This is a genomic window from Enterobacter sp. Tr-810, assembly GCF_011752765.1.
GTDB lineage: Bacteria > Pseudomonadota > Gammaproteobacteria > Enterobacterales > Enterobacteriaceae > Enterobacter > Enterobacter soli.
The window spans coordinates 70,326-87,440 of record NZ_VWWW01000003.1; the positions used below are offsets into that span (position 1 = coordinate 70,326).

A 17,115-nucleotide genomic window follows, 5' to 3' on the forward strand; every position below is an offset into this window, starting at 1 on the left:
AATGCAGGCGGAAATGTTCTGGAGGTATATTGAACGGCTAAATTGATGTTTTGTCACTTTATCCCGATACGCTAAAATAGTTACTGGCATTAATGCCATTAAAAAAGTGTGGGTTAATATTGGAGTCGGTGACAGTGCTATGTATTTTCTAATAAACAATAAAGTCTCTTTTAACGTTGCGGAAAGGACAGTATCGGATGAGAGAACGCAACATGTGCTCTCAAATCCATCATGCAGGCTACTACTGATTTTGCTTGAGAATAATAACAGGTTGATGACACGCGAAGACCTTTTGCAAAAGGTATGGGGTGATTTTGGATTGACCCCGTCAAGTAACAGTCTGAACAATAATGTCAGCATATTGCGTAAGATTTTAGCCGAATTTGACATTCATGATGCGCTAAAAACGATACCGAAACAGGGCTTTGAACTTGCCCTTGATGATCTGCAATTTAATGAGAAGTCCAGGGACTATATGGTAATGCAAGCGATTTCTCAACCAGATAAAGAAACGAATGTAAATAAGACAAGGTTGATTCGATGGGGCGGATTGTTGTTCACAATTATTGCTGCGGTAATCGCTTTATATCTCAATTTTTTTGATCAACATAATGATATGTCATTATATAAGCAGGTTGAACAATGCAAGATTTATTACCATAACAATGTGAACGTCAAACGGGTTGAAAGCTATTTCTCTCATGGGCAGGGTCAGAAGTTGCTGGAGAAGTGTTCACGTCCTTCTTATATTTATTACGATGACAGTAAGGTACATGAGAAAACCGATCTTCTGGAAATCTTTGTTGCACAATGCATGGTTAATAGTGAAGGGGATCCCGGTGAGTGTAAAAACTTCGTCACGACTAAAGTGGGGTAGCCTTGTCGTGCTCCTGGGTCTTCTGTTCATCAGTGCATTGCTCTACGTACCTAAAAACACCAGTGTGGTGGATTGCACATCGGATATGAATCTTGAGCTCGGAAAGGATGATGAAAAGATCGTAGCCAGAATCCATCTTGTTGTTCACTTTGTACCCAATGAACTTAGCTATATTACCGAATATGGCGTAGTCACTTACAACAACCAACGCTATATCGTTGACCGTTACGCCAGGCTGCGCTACTCCGACGATAATCGCCACTCCTTTATTGAATTTAAACGCGAGGGGATTGATAAAAACAGTGCCGAAACATTACCTGATGCTCTGTCAGAAAAACTCACCTCAGCGCAAAAAGTCTTTCTATTCAAAGTCAGGAAATTGCGTGATGGGATCTGGAGTATCAGTGATTTACGCCGCACGGTATTAATTTGCGCTAAGACAGATTAATTTTTTCAGTATTAAATACATTATTCCACCCCTTAATTAATAAGGGGTTGGGCTCCCTTTCCTTTTTTATTGAAGGCTGGTTTTTGTTAATGTCCCTTATTGTTCTGATTACCCATGATAACTATCTGTTTCAGGGGTTGCAGTATTATATTTCTTTAAAACATATCCGCGACCTGAAACAGACAGGTGAGCATCATCAGGAATGTATTATCCTGATTGACAGCAGAATGCCACTGAATATTCTGGAACGCCAATGGCGTGCAATCTCCCGCCGCTTTGAGCGAACGCGGGCGGTGGTCCTCTGTATGAATGAACCGGCCTCCCCACCAGTTGATGCGGACTCGAACGATCATACTATCGACATGAGCGCCGTTGTCGGGCGTTTGATCCCCACGATTTACCATAAGGCTGAAATTGTGATGCCGGATAAGTGGCGTCAGTCCGTACAAATAGAAATGAATGAACAGGAAATGGCATTGATTAATGCCTTTCTGAGCGGAATGCAAATAGAGGATATTGCTGACATGTTTTATTGCTCGCAAAAACAGGTTTATAAACTTAGAGATAAGGTCTGCCAGCGGATGAAAATGAAACACTTTTATACTGCCTGCATTTATATTTTTCGTCACGGGTTACTGAACCAAAACTACACGCTTCCGGAAACCTGGTTACGTGCTTAATGGCATTCATGGTTTTTAACTTTGCTTTGCACTTTTTTATCTAAAAACAATTTGGTATTAGCGATACCTTTTTATTCCTTTATCAAAAATCGGCTGCCGGAAATACTGCCTCCATAACGACAAGGGGAGCAGACAGTATGGCAATTTCATCGCGTATTACTTTACTCGGCGCACTGGCGCTGTGGGCATTTCAGGCGCAGGCGGTGGATGTCACCGTCGCGTATCAAACCTCTGCGGAGCCGGCAAAAGTCGCGCAGGCAGATAACACCTTCGCCAAAGAGAGCGGTGCGAAAGTGGACTGGCGCAAATTCGACAGCGGGGCGGCCATCGTGCGTGCGCTGGCCTCTGGCGATGTGCAGATTGGTAACCTCGGCTCAAGCCCGCTGGCGGTCGCGGCCAGCCAGCAGGTGCCGATTGAAGTCTTCCTGCTGGCGTCTCAGCTAGGCAACTCTGAAGCGCTGGTGGTGAAGAAAAACATTACTAAACCAGAAGATCTGATTGGCAAGCGCATTGCCGTGCCGTTTATTTCCACCACTCACTACAGTCTGCTCGCCGCCCTGAAACACTGGGGGATTAAGCCGGGCCAGGTGCAAATCATTAACCTGCAACCTCCGGCGATTATTGCGGCCTGGCAGCGTGGCGATATTGACGGTGCATACGTCTGGGCACCGGCGGTGAACGAGCTGGAAAAAGAGGGCACGGTACTGACCGACTCTGAAAAAGTGGGGCAGTGGGGCGCACCGACACTCGATGTGTGGGTCGTGCGTAAAGATTTCGCGGAAAAACATCCTGATGTGGTGAAAGCCTTCGCGAAAAGCGCCATCGATGCGCAGCAGCCGTACATCAGCAACCCCGATGAGTGGCTCAAGCAGCCCGCTAACCTGGAAAAACTTTCGCGTCTGAGCGGCGTACCAGAAGCCGATGTGCCGGGGCTGGTGAAAGGGAATACCTACCTCACGCCGGCGCAGCAGGTTCAGCAGCTGACGGGGCCGGTGAACAAAGCGATTGTGGATACCGCAACATTCCTCAAAGAGCAGGGCAAAGTGCCTGCGGTCTCGGCGGATTACAGCCAGTACGTGACCGATCGCTTCGTGAAATAAGGAGGCAGTCATGCTGAATATTACAAACCTGCACGCCAGCTATGGCGGAAAACCGGCCCTGGAAGATATCAACCTGACGCTGGACAGCGGTGAGCTGCTGGTAGTGCTGGGGCCATCCGGCTGCGGTAAAACCACGCTGCTGAACCTGATTGCCGGGTTTGTCCCTTATCAGCATGGCGCTATTCAACTGGAAGGGAAACGGGTGGACGGCCCCGGCGCTGAGCGCGGCGTGGTCTTTCAGAATGAAGGGCTTCTGCCGTGGCGTAATGTGCAGGAAAACGTCGCATTTGGCCTGCAACTGGCGGGCGTCGGGCGCGAACAGCGGCTGGATGTCGCACGGCAGATGCTGAAAAAAGTGGGGCTGGAAGGGGCGGAAAAACGCTTTATCTGGCAGCTTTCGGGCGGCCAGCGTCAGCGGGTCGGGATTGCCCGGGCGCTGGCGGCCAATCCGCAACTGTTATTGCTGGATGAGCCGTTTGGCGCGCTGGATGCCTTTACCCGCGAGCAGATGCAAACCCTGCTGCTGCGCCTGTGGCATGAAACCGGTAAGCAGGTGCTGCTTATCACCCATGACATCGAAGAAGCGGTGTTTATGGCGACCGAACTGGTGCTGTTATCGCCAGGGCCGGGGCGCGTGCTGGAACGCCTGCCGCTCGATTTCGCCCGTCGTTATGTGGCGGGAGAGCCGGTGCGCAGCATTAAATCCGACCCGCTGTTTATCGAACAACGTGAATATGTGCTGAGCCGCGTATTTGAACAACGGGAGGCGTTCTCATGAGCATTGTCTTCAGTGAAAAAACACGTCGTCCTCGCCTGAGTTTACGCTGGCCGTTCTCGCGTCAGCTCACGCTGAGCGTCAGTACGCTGCTGGTGTTACTGGCGGTGTGGTGGGTAGTTGCCGCCCAGCAGTGGATTAGCCCGCTGTTCCTGCCGCCGCCGGGACAAGTGCTGGCAAAACTTATCACCATTGCCGGGCCGCAGGGGTTTATGGATGCCACGCTGTGGCAGCATCTGGCAGCGAGCCTGGCTCGTATTCTGGTGGCGCTGCTGGCGGCGGTGATTATCGGGATCCCGGTGGGGATAGCGATGGGGCTGAGCCCCACGGTTCGCGGCATTCTCGACCCGTTGATTGAGCTTTATCGTCCTGTGCCGCCGCTGGCCTATCTGCCGCTGATGGTTATCTGGTTTGGTATTGGCGAAACTTCCAAGATCTTGCTGATTTATCTGGCGATTTTCGCGCCTGTGGCGATGTCCGCGCTGGCGGGGGTAAAGAGTGCCCAGCAGGTGCGCATTCGCGCCGCACAGTCTCTTGGCGCCAGCCGTACGCAGGTGCTGTTGTTTGTGATTTTACCCGGCGCACTGCCGGAGATTTTAACCGGGCTGCGGATCGGGCTTGGGGTGGGCTGGTCAACGCTGGTGGCGGCGGAGCTGATTGCCGCAACCCGCGGCCTGGGGTTTATGGTGCAGTCGGCCGGAGAGTTCCTGGCGACTGACGTGGTGCTGGCAGGGATTGCGGTGATCGCCGTAATTGCTTTTGGATTAGAACTGGGGCTGCGTGCGCTACAGCGCCGCCTGACACCCTGGCATGGAGAAATACAATGAGTGAACGTCTGATCATTACCCCGCTGGGGCCGTACATTGGCGCGCAGGTGTCGGGCCTGGATGTGACCCGTCCGCTGAGCGATAACCAGTTTGAGCAGCTGTACCACGCGGTGCTGCGTCATCAGGTGGTATTCCTGCGCGAGCAGGCGATCACGCCGCACCAGCAGCGTGCGCTGGCACTGCGTTTCGGCGATCTGCATATCCATCCTGTTTATCCTCACGCCGAAGGTGTGGAGGAAATTGTTGTTCTGGATACCCACAACGATAACCCACCGGATAATGACAACTGGCATACGGATGTGACCTTTATTGAAACCCCGCCAGCCGGGGCGATCCTGGCGGCGAAGCTTTTGCCGGAGACGGGTGGCGATACGTTATGGACAAGCGGAATAGCGGCGTTTGAGGCGCTGTCTGCACCGTTCCGGACGCTGCTGAGCGGGCTGCGGGCAGAGCATGACTTTAAGAAATCGTTCCAGGAGTACAAATACCGTAAAAGCGAAGAGGAGCATCAGCGCTGGCTGGAGGCTGTCGCAAAGCATCCGCCGCTGCTGCATCCGGTGGTGCGTACGCATCCGGTGACGGGCAAACAGGCGTTGTTCGTGAATGAAGGCTTTACCACGCGGATTGTGGATGTGTCAGAGAAAGAGAGCGAAGCGCTGTTAGGTTTCCTGTTCGCCCATATCACCAAACCGGAGTTCCAGGTGCGCTGGCGCTGGCAGGAGAATGACCTCGCCATCTGGGATAATCGCGTCACACAGCATTATGCCAATGCGGATTACCTGCCGCAGCGGCGGATCATGCAGCGTGCGACAATTTTGGGAGATAAGCCGTTTTATCGTGCGGTTTGAGCCCCTCACCCTAACCCTCTCCCCAAAGGGGCGAGGGGACTGACCGGTGCGTTTTTCACCCTCTCCCTTTCAGGGAGAGGGCAGGGGTGAGGGTATTAAATGTGCCTCAATATACCGCTGATAGCGATTCGCTTTGAGATACGTTAAGTCCACCAGCACCAGTCCGTCGATGCAGTTGTTGAATGCCGGATCGCTGCCAAAATCGATAAACTGCACCCCGCCTGGCTCGCACAGCTCAGAGTACTGTTTGTAGAGTGGCGGAATACCGCAACCCAGATTTCCGAGCAGGGATTTCAGCTTCGTCAGGTCATCCACGTAATCGACCCCACCAAACTGGGCCAGCACGTCCGGCAGTGATGCCGGATAAGGCTGACGCGAAGCCGCTAGCGGATGGCTTGCCGGGAACCACAGGCGGTAAAACGCCACCAGCAGATCCCGCGCCGCAGGCGGTAAGCCGCCGGAAATGGAAACCGGGCCAAACAGATAGCGATAGTGCGGATAACGCGCCAGATAGGCACCAATCCCTGACCACAGATAATCCAGCCCACGGCGTCCCCAGTAGCGCGGCTGAATAAAGCTGCGTCCCAGTTCGATACCGTGCTCCAGCACATCCTGCATTTTGTCGTCGTAGTGGAACAGGCTATAGCTGTACAGCCCATCCACGCCGCGTCTGTCGACCTGTATTGCCGTTGGCATAAAGCGATATGCGCCGACAATTTCCAGATCCTCGTCATCCCACAGGATCAGGTGCAAGTAATCGTCGTCGTAGCTGTCGGTATCACGGCGTTTGCCGCTGCCTTCCCCCACGGCACGAAACGCAATTTCGCGAAGACGCCCCAATTCACGCAGAAGCGGGGCATCTTCCTGCGCATTGCGTTGCCACAGATAGATCGTCTTACCGTCGCTGGTTTTCCCCAGACACTCGGCCTGCGCCAGCTCGCGTTTCAGAGTGGCCCGGTCTTCCGGGCGCGCAATGGCGCACTGGGTTTTGAATACGCCAGGCAGTCCCTTGCCAAGACGCATCACGTGCTGACGGCACTGCTCGGCCATCTCACGCGGTGAAAGCGTGGTGCTAAACCAGTTATCCCATCCAATCTGCTGGCCAATTTTAATCGGCAACTGGCTGTGGCGGCGCCGGAACATCTGCTGCATTAACAGCAGCATGGAGAGTGTCGGCGATACCAGCGTGCTGGCATAAAATAGCAGGCTGTTATGCGCCTGAATATGTACCGGCAACAGCGGCGCGCGCAGTTTGCTGGCCAACTTGATAAAGCCAGAGTGCCATTTTTTATCGCGGATACCTTTGCGCGTCGGGCGCGAGACTTCTCCCGCCGGGAAGAAAATCAGCACCCCGGCGTTTTGCAGATGTTGTTCCATCTGCAACAGCGATGTTTTCGCCGTCTTGCCACCCATGTTGTCCACCGGAATAAACAGTGAGCTGAGCGGCTCCAGGTGCGTCAACATCCGGTTGGTTACCACTTTCACATCGCGGCGTACGCGCGAAACGGCATACATTAGCGCCAGCCCGTCAAGGGTGCCGGTAGGGTGGTTAGCGATAATGACCAGGGGGCCATGTTCGGGGATTTGTTCGAGATCGCGGGCGGAAACGGTGCAGAGAATATCGAGATGCTCCAGGACTTGCTCCACCATATCCAGCCCTTTCAGGTGGCGGTGGTTTGCTGCAAACTGCTGGAATTCTTCTTCGTAGAACAGTCTTTTTAACAGACTTTTTTGCCAGGGTGCGGGCCTCGCCTGAGGCCAAAGGTCATCGAGAACGCTGTCGAGACTAAACATGGTAACTCCTCCTGCCGTCTTGCCCAGACAGTAGAAGGGGGAGATGTCGTTTGTATTGCAGTTTGGTGAAGTTATTGCACCAGACGCCTCTCTCCCCGGGGGAGAGAGGCTATGCGGATTAACGCAGAATTTTCTTCTCGGCCAGATCCAGCGCGAAATAGCTGAAGATCAGATCCGCGCCCGCGCGTTTGATCGCACCCAGGCTTTCGAGGATCACTTTCTCTTCATCAATCGCACCCGCCTGCGCGGCGAATTTGATCATCGCGTACTCACCGCTCACCTGGTAGGCACCCAGCGGCAATTCGGTACGTTCGCGGATGTCGCGCAGGATATCCAGATACGCACCAGCCGGTTTCACCATCAGGCAATCTGCGCCCTGGGCTTCATCGAGCAGAGATTCGCGGATCGCCTCGCGGCGGTTCAGCGGGTTCATCTGGTAGGTTTTACGATCGCCTTTCAGCGCTGTGCCAGCGGCTTCACGGAACGGGCCGTAGAAAGAGGACGCGAATTTAGTGGAGTAGGACATGATTGCCGTATCGGTGAAACCGGCGGCATCCAGCGCCTGACGGATAGCCTGGACCTGGCCATCCATCGCCGCAGAAGGGGCGATGAAATCAGCACCGGCAGCAGCGGCAACCACGGCCTGTTTACCCAGGTTCAGCAGGGTGGCGTCGTTATCCACACCGTGATCGCACAGTACACCGCAATGGCCGTGGGAGGTGTATTCACAGAAACAGGTGTCGGACATGACGATCATTTCCGGCACGGTCTCTTTGCAGATGCGTGACATGCGCGCGACCAGGCCGTCTTCTTTCCACGCATCACTGCCGGTGGCATCGGTATGGTGGGAAATGCCGAAGGTCATGACCGAGCGGATACCGGCATTCGCAATGCGTTCGATCTCGCGTGCCAGATGCTTTTCCGGAATGCGCATGACGCCCGGCATAGCATCGATGGCTTTGTAATCATCGATCTCTTCTTCAACAAAAATCGGCAACACCAGATCGTTTAAGGTCAGTGTTGTCTCTTCAAACATAGCGCGCAGTGCCGGTGACTTGCGCAGGCGACGGGGACGAGCAATTAAATCGGTCATGATATGCCTGACGTTGAGGAACAATGGGGCACAGTGTACCCGAAAGCAGGGTTAGGTGTTTTACTAAAGTGGGCATTTTGATTAAACCAAAGCGGCATGCGTCAGTTAGCTGTGGAGTAATATATGCTGTTCACGGGTCTAAGAAGACGCGCGTTTGAATTATTGGCTTTTTTTCTGCATTGCTTTGGATATATAAATAACAGCAATCTATTTATCTTAATTATATTATCGTCGCTTGCGTGATTTTATTTTAAGTTAATGTTATTTATAGCATTAATTATTGATTCACTTTTTATATTGTCTGGCTCTGGGTGTTTGTCTGGATACGGACTTAATTGAATCATTCATTGAACCTTTTCTAAATGGAGCTGCATAATTCTCTGCGCAATTAATATTGCCAAATGATTTGATGGACAAACTTGCTTACGTCCCTGAGGAGGGATGACCCAATGCAAACATGGAAAAAGAAACTGGTTGTATCTCAACTTGCATTAGCCTGTACTCTGGCTATCGCTTCTCAGGCCAATGCGAAGGATATTTCCGGCACGACATATAATACTTTTGGATATGATAATACAGCGTCTGCTCCCTGGTATTATGGATATGCAGACTGGGATTATACAGATGCGACCCACGATGGTGATATTTATCCGGTGATTAACAAATCAACGGTAAATGGTGTTATTTCAACCTACTATCTGGATGACGGTGTCAATGGCCGGGCGAATGCTTTGAGCATTTCGAACAGCACTATCAATGGCATGATCACCTCTGAATGTATGACCACGACCTGTTCCGAGGGCGTGGATACGGATGGTACGACTCATGCCCAGTATGACCGTTTTAGTCTTACCGTCGATAACACCACCATCAACGACACCTACGAGCATTACGCGTACGACGTTGTGAATGGCGAGACCTCTGAACCCCATTATCTGGATACCTACGGCCTGGGTAATGCGATTACGCTGGACGTGGAGTCTGATATTGTTATCCAGAATAACTCCCACGTGGCGGGTATTACGCTGACTCAGGGTTATCAGGAGCTGGATAATACCCCATATGACGGCGTTGAAGGCGTTGCCAACAGTACCAACGTGTTCACGGATACGCTGGTTGTCAAAGATTCTGTACTGACCTCGGGTGCCTACAGCGACCTGGGTACCAGCGGTTTCTACGGTCAAACCGCGAAGCCGAGCGACTACGGTGAAACTAACGCCACCGCGGCGGATGATGCAGCGCTGATCGTGGCTGCCAGCGCGTCTGATAACGCGATGCAGACGACCGCGACGTTTGATCACTCCACCGTGACCGGTGATATCCTTTTCTCCAGCACCTTCGATAACAATTTCTACATGAATGGCGATCCGGCAACGGATACCACCGATGACGGCGTGTATAACCCAACCACCAATGGCTGGGACGATACCGATAAACTAGATGTCACCCTGACCAACGGCAGCAAATGGGTAGGTGCGGCGCAGTCCAGTGTTGAAGCCATCGGCACTGCGCAGATGTACGGTGAGGGCTACAGCGATGTAGACTGGCGCACGCTCTCTCCTAACAGCATCTGGCCTGATTCCACCTACGACAGCAACGGGCACGTTGCAGGCGAAGAGGTTTATCAGAGCGGTCTGTTTAACGTGACGCTGGACAACGGCTCCGAGTGGGACACCCGCAAGCTCTCTAACATCGACACGCTGGCAGTGAACAACCAGTCGCAGGTGAATGTTGAAAACTCAGGCCTGCTGGCAGATTCAATCACTCTGACCAATGCGTCCTCGCTGAATATCGGAGACAGCGGTGGGGTTGCGACCGACAGCCTTTATCTGGACAGCGCTAGCCGTGCAACACTGACGGAAGAAACCGCAGGGCTGTACGCCAATACCATCACCGTGGATAACGGTGCTGAGCTGGCGCTTGGCCTGGGCCAGGTTGACACCCACAACATGGTCCTGACTGACGGCGGTGTACTGAATGTTGCCAGCCGCGACTACGTGCTGAACAGCGATCTGAACAACGCCCGCTATATCACCAACGATCGTCATGCGACGGGTTATGACTATGGTGTGGTTGCGCTTAATGCCGACGGTCATCTGGCCGTGAACGGTGAAGTTGCTGGCAACTACAAGGTACGTATTGATAACGCCACCGGCGCCGGCGCCGTTGCTGATTATAAAAACAACGAAATTATCCGCATCTATGACAATAACGCGGATACCAAAGCCTCCTTTACTGCCGCAAACAAAGCGGATTTAGGTGCGTATACCTATAAAGCGCTGCAACAAGGCGATACCGTCGTTCTGCACCAGCAGGAGCTGACCGACTACGCGAATATGGCGCTGAGCATCCCTTCTGCAAATGCCAACATCTGGAATCTCCAGCAGGATACGCTGAGCACACGTATCACCAACAGCCGCCATGGTCTGACGGATAACGGTGGTGCCTGGGTGAGCTTCTTCGGTGGAAATCTTGATGGTGACAACGGGATCATCAGCTACGACCAGGACGCCAGCGGCATTATGGTCGGTGTGGATACGCACATCGACGGCAATGACGCAAAATGGCTGGTCGGTGGTGCTGCTGGTTTCGCAAAAGGCGATCTGAGCGATCGCAGCGGTCAGGTTGATCAGGACAGCCAGACGGCAATGGTTTACTCCTCCGCGAAGTTTGCCAGCGATGTGTTTATTGATGCTTCCCTGAGCTACTCACGCTTCAATAACGATCTCTCCGCCACCATGAGCAACGGTCAGTATGTGGATGGTAACACCACCACTGATGCCTGGGGTTTTGGCATGAAACTGGGCTACGACTGGAAAGTTAACGAGTCTGGCTACGTGACGCCATATGCAGCGGTGTCCGGGCTGTTCCAGTCTGGCGACAACTACCAGCTGAGCAACGACATGAAGGTGGGCGATCAATCCTACGACAGCCTGCGTTATGAAGTGGGTGTTGATACCGGTTATACCTTCAGCTACGGCTCCGATCAGGCGCTGACGCCTTACTTCAAACTGGCATACGTGTATGACGACGCTGACAACAGCGCCGATGTGAACGGTGACAGTATTGATAACGGTGTGAAAGGCTCTGCGGTACGTGTAGGTCTGGGTACACAGTTCAGCTTCACTAAAAACTTCAGTGCTTATTCAGATGCAACCTATCTGGGCGGCGGCGACGTCGAGCAGAACTGGGGCGCCAATGTGGGCGTGAAGTACACCTGGTAATACGATTTGTCCGGGGAGGTTCGCCTCCCCGGACTTTAAATAGCAAAAATGACAGCGATAAAGCGCCATCAGGCAAGGACGACTTGAGGTTGGCATGGACCATTACGCAAAACCACTTCCCGAATTTACCCGGCTTGAAAAATGCCTGGCCCCTTACAGCAAGCCTTTTCATCTTTCCGGGGAACAAACTCTTTTTAGCGACTGCTACGACGATGACCACTACACCCTGTTTCTGCAAAGCGGCACGTTGACCATTAACCGCCAGCAGGACGATCTGCTGGTCGAGATTATTACCGCGCCGTTTATCCTGGGCCTGAATGCCGGCATGGCAGGCTGCGGGTCGCAATATACGCTGATTGCACAAACCCCGTGCTCTGGCTTCTATCTTCCGGCTGACGCCACCCGCAGCTATATTCAGCAAGCGCATCTGTGGCGTGATGCCTTCTGCTGGCTTTCGTGGAACCACAAAATGATGGAGTCCCGTGACGGGCAACTGGTGGGGAATAACTCCTACAGCCAGATCCGCTCGACGCTGCTGGTCATGGCGGAGTGGGACGAAACGCTGCGCTCGCGGGTCGGCGTGATGAACTACATTCAGCGGCGCACGCGCATCTCGCGTTCGGTCGTCGCGGAGGTGCTGGCGGCGTTACGGCAGGGGAATTACATCAATATGAGCCGGGGCAAACTGGTCAGTATCAACCGTTTGCCCGCGGAATATTAGTCACTTTACGAAGCCGGAACGACCTTCTCTTTATTGGCGCTCAGCTCGGCAACTAAGTTATTGATACCGTCACTCATATTGACGAAACGGGTATTCGGCGAGCGGGTCACAACCACAAACGCACCCACGTTTGCCTGCGGGATCATCGCCATATAGGTGATAAAGCCGCCGCCGCCGCCGGTTTTCTGAATGATCCCCGGGCGACCATTTTTCGGTGCCATGTAGACCCAGCCCATACCCAGCGCATCGGCTTTGCCCGGCACGTCCATGCCAATCACACGGTGCAGCTGATTACGCTGATAAATCAGCGTTTGCATCCGGTCGGCCTGGTTGCTGCGTGCGTAGAAATCGGAAGAGAGGAATTGTTGCATCCAGCGCATCATGTCGCCCGGCGTAGAGTAAACGCCGCCACTCCCGATAGCTGCCAGGGTGTTATTACACGGACTTGCCCCTTTTTCCGCCACCATCAGGCGCCCGCACTGGTCGGGTGAAGGGGTAAACGTGGTGTCTTTCATGCCCAGCGGGCGCGTAATTTGTTCTTCAAACAGCTGCGGATACGGCTTGCCGGATGCCGTGGATAACGCATCGGCGAGAAGATCAAACGCCAGGTTGGAATAGGAGGCCTGTGAACCCGGCTCGGATTTCAGCGTCGCCGTGTTCAGGTAGCTCCAGCGTTGTTCCCGTGTTGGCCAGACGAACACCGCGCGGTGTGCCGCGCCGCCGGGTTGTTCACGCGGCAGGGCGCTGGTGTGAGTGGCCAGATTCACCAATGTGATCGGGGCACCCTGATAAGTGGGAACATGTGCGCCTGGCGGAGCATATTTACTGAGTGGATCGTTGAGTTTAACCACGCCCTGATCGAGCATTTTCACCAGCATTTCGCTGGTCATTAACTTGGTTAATGAGGCGATGCGGATAACCGAGTCCAGCTGCGGGTGGATATTATTTCCTGGACGCGTTTCACCAAAACTACGAAACACACGCTGGTTACCGTCGATAACCACCAGCGCCATGCCGGTTGCACCACTGCCGTAATAGATAAGGTTAGCGTAGCGGTCAGCAATATCTGAGGCAAAAGCAGGGGCTGTCAGCGGCTGGGCTGCCTGGGCGGTAGACAGACTCACCGCACACAGCGCGGCGAAAGATAACAGACAACGTTTCAACGAAATGCATCCATGAAGTGAATGAAGAAATTAATGCGTATTTATACTACTAAACGGCGCGGTGCAATGGGTCGAATTGCATAACGATAGCGAGAAAAACGTAACCGCGGGTAAATAAGAACAATTTCGTGGAACTCAGTCTCCCATTTTGTGACATCGGGCTTATGATAGTCGTTTATCTCACTCAATCTTTCGGAGAGGGCTATGTCTGAGAAGCGTGTAGTTATGGTTGTCGATATGCAACAAGGCGTGTTTGAAACGCCGCGTCATCAGCGCGAACAGTGTGTTTCCCGCATCAATCAACTCACGAAGGCTGCCGACACGGTCATTTTTATTCAACATACCGAAGCCGGCGGGCTGGAAGAGGAGAGTGAAGGGTTTGCGCTGCTGCCGGAAGTAGAACAACCCGCGGGGGCATTCTATGTCACCAAGACTGCCTGTGATTCATTCTATAACACCGGGTTGGCAGCGCTGCTGCGCGAGCAGGATATTAATGCATTTGTCATTTGCGGCTGTGCCACCGATTACTGTGTCGATGCCACCATCAAAAACGGCGTGAGCCGCGGCTATCACATTACCGTCGCGGAAGATGCCCACACCACCGCAAACCGCCCGGCGGCGCAGGCGCAAATCCTGATTAACCACCATAACGATGTCTGGCGTAACTTTATTGCCCCCCTGAACCCACCGAAGGTGAAACTCACCGAAACAATTCTCGAAAACTGGAAAGCGAACTAATAATAATCCATCGGGTCTGACCTTTTTGCCCGGGCCAGCACGCTGGCCCGTAGCAGCGTTTTCGTTTGGTAATGTGTTGAACACAGCAACAGCCATAACAACAAGAAGGAAGCATTATGTTTAAGTCTTTTTTCCCAAAGCCGGGGCCTTTTTTCCTGTCGGCATTTATTTGGGCACTGATCGCTGTCATTTTCTGGCAGGCGGGTGGCGGTGCGTGGTTAACGCGCATCGTGGGCGCAACGGGCGAGGTACCCATTAGCGCGGCACGCTTCTGGTCGCTGAGCTATCTGCTGTTTTACGCCTACTACGCCGTGTGCGTTGGTCTGTTTGCGCTGTTCTGGTTTGTCTACTCTCCGCATCGCTGGCAAAACTGGTCGATTCTGGGAACCTCGCTCATCATCTTCGTCACCTGGTTCCTGGTGGAAGTGGGCGTGGCGGTTAACGCCTGGTACGCGCCATTCTACGATCTGATCCAGACCGCGCTGAGTGCGCCGCATAAGGTGACGATTAATCAGTTCTACCATGAGGTCGGGATCTTCCTCGGCATTGCGCTGATTGCGGTAGTGATTGGGGTGATGAACAACTTCTTTGTCAGCCACTACGTTTTCCGCTGGCGTACCGCGATGAACGAACACTATATGGCGCACTGGCAACATCTGCGTCATATCGAAGGTGCTGCACAGCGTGTGCAGGAAGACACCATGCGTTTTGCCTCCACGCTTGAAGACATGGGCGTGAGTTTTATCAACGCCATTATGACACTGATTGCCTTCCTGCCGGTGCTGGTCACCCTTTCGGCGCATGTTCCCGACCTGCCGATTGTCGGGCATCTGCCGTACGGCCTGGTGATCGCTGCGATTGTCTGGTCGCTGATGGGAACGGGCTTGCTGGCAGTCGTCGGGATCAAGCTGCCAGGGCTTGAGTTTAAAAACCAGCGCGTGGAAGCGGCCTACCGTAAAGAGCTGGTTTATGGTGAAGACGACGTGAACCGCGCCTCGCCGCCGACCGTACGCGAGCTGTTTGGCGCGGTGCGCCGTAACTATTTCCGCCTCTATTTCCATTACATGTATTTCAACATTGCCCGTATTCTCTATTTGCAGGTCGATAACGTTTTCGGTTTGTTCCTGCTGTTCCCGTCTATTGTTGCGGGTACGATTACGCTCGGTCTAATGACTCAAATCACCAACGTCTTTGGTCAGGTTCGTGGTTCGTTCCAGTATCTGATCAGTTCCTGGACCACGCTGGTTGAGCTGATGTCTATCTACAAGCGTTTACGCAGCTTCGAGCGTGAGCTTGACGATCGTGATCTTCAGGAAGTGACCAATACATTTAGCTAATACAGGGAGTTGCTATGCCATTTGCCGTACCACGCGCGTTACCGTTGTCCTTACTGTCCGCCTTCGTTCTGGCGGGCTGCGCCGAAAAAGGGGCCGCCCCGCTTAAAGAGGGTGAAAAACCACTGGATGTGGCAAGCGTTGTGCGACAAAAAATGCCCGCCAGCGTGAAGGATCGCAATGCGTGGGCGGATGCATTAGCCAAAACCTTTGAAAGCCAGAAGATTGCCCCCACCGAGGAGAATATCTGCTCGGTGCTGGCTGTTGCTCAGCAGGAGTCGATGTACCAGTCCGACCCGGCGGTGCCGGGGCTGAACAAGATTGCCTGGAAAGAGATCGACCGCCGTGCTGAGTCAATGCATATCCCGGTATTCCTGGTGCATACCGCACTCAAAATCACCTCGCCAAATGGCAAAACCTACAGCGAACGGCTGGACACGGTGAAAACCGAGAAACAGCTGAGCGCCATTTTTGATGATTTCATCAGCATGGTGCCGATGGGGCAGAAGCTGTTTGGCTCGCTTAACCCGGTCCATACCGGCGGGCCAATGCAGGTCAGCATCGCGTTTGCAGAAAAACACACCGACGGCTATCCGTGGAAAATCGACGGCACGGTGCGCCAGGAAGTGTTCTCCCTGCGGGGTGGACTCTGGTTTGGCACTTATCATCTGCTGAACTATCCGGCCAACTACAGCGAGCCGCTGTACCGCTTTGCTGACTTTAACGCAGGCTGGTACGCCAGCCGTAATGCCGCGTTCCAGAGCGCCGTGAGCCGCGCCAGCGGAGTGAAACTGGCGCTGGATGGCGATCTCATTGCTTATGGCAGCAGCGAAGCGGGCACCACTGAGCTGGCTGTGCGTAAATTGTCTGCAAAATTGGGGATGAGCAACAGCGAGATCCGCCGTCAGCTTGAGAAAGGGGATAGTCTGGCGTTTGAGAAAACGGAACTGTATCAGCAGGTCTTTAAGCTTGCAGAGCAGAAGAGTGGCAAGGCGCTACCGAAAGCCATTCTGCCAGGTATCCAGCTTGAGAGCCCGAAGATCACACGTAATCTCACAACCGCCTGGTTTGCAAAACGCGTGGATGAGCGTCGGGCTCACTGTATGGCGCTTTAACGATGGTGGCGGCGCCAGCGCAGCACAAGGGCGACCACGCCCAGGATCATGCAGCCGGTGAGAAAAGGAATTAACCCAAAGACCGTGCTGACCCCAAAACCTATTTCCACCTGAGGGCGGCCCGTATCCTGAACCTGCATCAGGTGTTCATAGACGCCTGGTGCATGGACCAGCATGTTAAGAAGCTGTGAGCCTGCCCAGAAGCAGAAAAGTACAAACAGGGCATAGGCGATATTGCCAGCCGTCGAGGTTTTTGGTTGTTTGCCGCCAAAAATCGGTTTCGACAATGTAAAATCAGCCATAAAGACCTCCCGTAATATCACTCTGCTCAGAAACGCGTCGTACAGGTGGAGTTTGACAGGTCATAGCATTTGTCAA

16 protein-coding genes are annotated in these 17,115 nt (G+C 53.4%); 12 read left to right on the forward strand and 4 right to left on the reverse strand.

The window, feature by feature from the left end:
- Positions 1-139: 139 nt before the first annotated feature.
- From F3J30_RS10430 to tauD, 7 genes are all read left to right on the forward strand, one after another.
- Positions 140-877, forward strand: coding sequence for a winged helix-turn-helix domain-containing protein (locus F3J30_RS10430; protein ID WP_166717201.1), 738 nt, complete (start codon positions 140-142; stop codon positions 875-877).
- Positions 840-1,325 carry a hypothetical protein gene (locus F3J30_RS10435; RefSeq protein WP_166717202.1) on the forward strand — a complete coding sequence of 162 codons (486 nt, stop codon included), beginning with the start codon at positions 840-842 and terminating at the stop codon, positions 1,323-1,325. Before F3J30_RS10430 ends, F3J30_RS10435 begins: the two co-directional genes overlap by 38 nt.
- 89 nt (positions 1,326-1,414) lie before the next feature.
- Positions 1,415-2,005: a hypothetical protein gene (locus F3J30_RS10440; RefSeq protein ID WP_166717203.1), complete on the forward strand. Its 591-nt coding sequence runs from the start codon at positions 1,415-1,417 to the stop codon at positions 2,003-2,005.
- Positions 2,006-2,142: 137 nt separating this feature from the next.
- Positions 2,143-3,105, forward strand: coding sequence for a taurine ABC transporter substrate-binding protein (gene tauA, locus F3J30_RS10445; RefSeq protein ID WP_166717204.1), 963 nt, complete (start codon positions 2,143-2,145; stop codon positions 3,103-3,105).
- A gap of 10 nt (positions 3,106-3,115) precedes the next feature.
- Positions 3,116-3,883 (forward strand): taurine ABC transporter ATP-binding subunit, encoded by a 768-nt coding sequence (gene tauB / locus F3J30_RS10450; RefSeq protein ID WP_014069060.1) that lies wholly within the window; start codon positions 3,116-3,118, stop codon positions 3,881-3,883.
- Entirely contained in the window at positions 3,880-4,707 is an 828-nt protein-coding gene (gene tauC, locus F3J30_RS10455; protein WP_166717205.1) for a taurine ABC transporter permease TauC, read from the forward strand. The genes tauB and tauC overlap by 4 nt, the downstream gene beginning before the upstream one ends.
- On the forward strand, positions 4,704-5,555 hold the full coding sequence (gene tauD / locus F3J30_RS10460; protein ID WP_166717206.1) for a taurine dioxygenase: 852 nt from the start codon (positions 4,704-4,706) through the stop codon (positions 5,553-5,555). Before tauC ends, tauD begins: the two co-directional genes overlap by 4 nt.
- 69 nt (positions 5,556-5,624) lie before the next feature.
- Here the strand turns inward: tauD and F3J30_RS10465 are convergent, their stop codons facing one another.
- Positions 5,625-7,349: a GNAT family N-acyltransferase gene (locus tag F3J30_RS10465; protein WP_166717207.1), complete on the reverse strand. Its 1,725-nt coding sequence runs from the start codon at positions 7,347-7,349 to the stop codon at positions 5,625-5,627.
- Between the two features lie 118 nt (positions 7,350-7,467).
- Positions 7,468-8,442, reverse strand: coding sequence for a porphobilinogen synthase (gene hemB / locus F3J30_RS10470; protein WP_014069064.1), 975 nt, complete (start codon positions 8,440-8,442; stop codon positions 7,468-7,470).
- A 449-nt stretch (positions 8,443-8,891) separates the two neighbouring features.
- Here hemB and F3J30_RS10475 point away from each other — a divergent pair, with 449 nt between their 5' ends.
- The gene (locus F3J30_RS10475; RefSeq protein WP_166717208.1) at positions 8,892-11,666 is read left to right on the forward strand and encodes an autotransporter outer membrane beta-barrel domain-containing protein; all 2,775 of its coding nucleotides are present in this window, start codon (positions 8,892-8,894) and stop codon (positions 11,664-11,666) included.
- 94 nt (positions 11,667-11,760) lie between these two features.
- Positions 11,761-12,387 carry a helix-turn-helix domain-containing protein gene (locus F3J30_RS10480; protein WP_166717209.1) on the forward strand — a complete coding sequence of 209 codons (627 nt, stop codon included), beginning with the start codon at positions 11,761-11,763 and terminating at the stop codon, positions 12,385-12,387.
- A gap of 5 nt (positions 12,388-12,392) precedes the next feature.
- Here F3J30_RS10480 and ampH read toward each other — a convergent pair whose 3' ends face one another.
- Positions 12,393-13,550: a D-alanyl-D-alanine-carboxypeptidase/endopeptidase AmpH gene (ampH, locus tag F3J30_RS10485; RefSeq protein WP_166717210.1), complete on the reverse strand. Its 1,158-nt coding sequence runs from the start codon at positions 13,548-13,550 to the stop codon at positions 12,393-12,395.
- A gap of 204 nt (positions 13,551-13,754) precedes the next feature.
- Here ampH and F3J30_RS10490 point away from each other — a divergent pair, with 204 nt between their 5' ends.
- The 3 genes from F3J30_RS10490 (at position 13,755) to F3J30_RS10500 (ending at position 16,737) form a co-directional block, all read left to right on the forward strand.
- The gene (locus F3J30_RS10490) at positions 13,755-14,288 is read left to right on the forward strand and encodes an isochorismatase family protein (protein ID WP_166717211.1); all 534 of its coding nucleotides are present in this window, start codon (positions 13,755-13,757) and stop codon (positions 14,286-14,288) included.
- 116 nt (positions 14,289-14,404) lie between these two features.
- Complete coding sequence (sbmA, locus tag F3J30_RS10495) at positions 14,405-15,625, forward strand: peptide antibiotic transporter SbmA (RefSeq protein ID WP_166717212.1); 1,221 nt, start codon at positions 14,405-14,407, stop codon at positions 15,623-15,625.
- 14 nt (positions 15,626-15,639) lie between these two features.
- Positions 15,640-16,737 carry a DUF1615 domain-containing protein gene (locus F3J30_RS10500; protein ID WP_166717213.1) on the forward strand — a complete coding sequence of 366 codons (1,098 nt, stop codon included), beginning with the start codon at positions 15,640-15,642 and terminating at the stop codon, positions 16,735-16,737.
- On the opposite strand, the gene F3J30_RS10505 is transcribed toward F3J30_RS10500, so the two are convergent.
- The gene (locus F3J30_RS10505) at positions 16,734-17,039 is read right to left on the reverse strand and encodes a DUF2755 family protein (RefSeq protein WP_014069071.1); all 306 of its coding nucleotides are present in this window, start codon (positions 17,037-17,039) and stop codon (positions 16,734-16,736) included. The two genes, F3J30_RS10500 and F3J30_RS10505, sit on opposite strands and share 4 nt — an antisense overlap.
- Between the last annotated feature and the right edge of the window lie 76 nt (positions 17,040-17,115).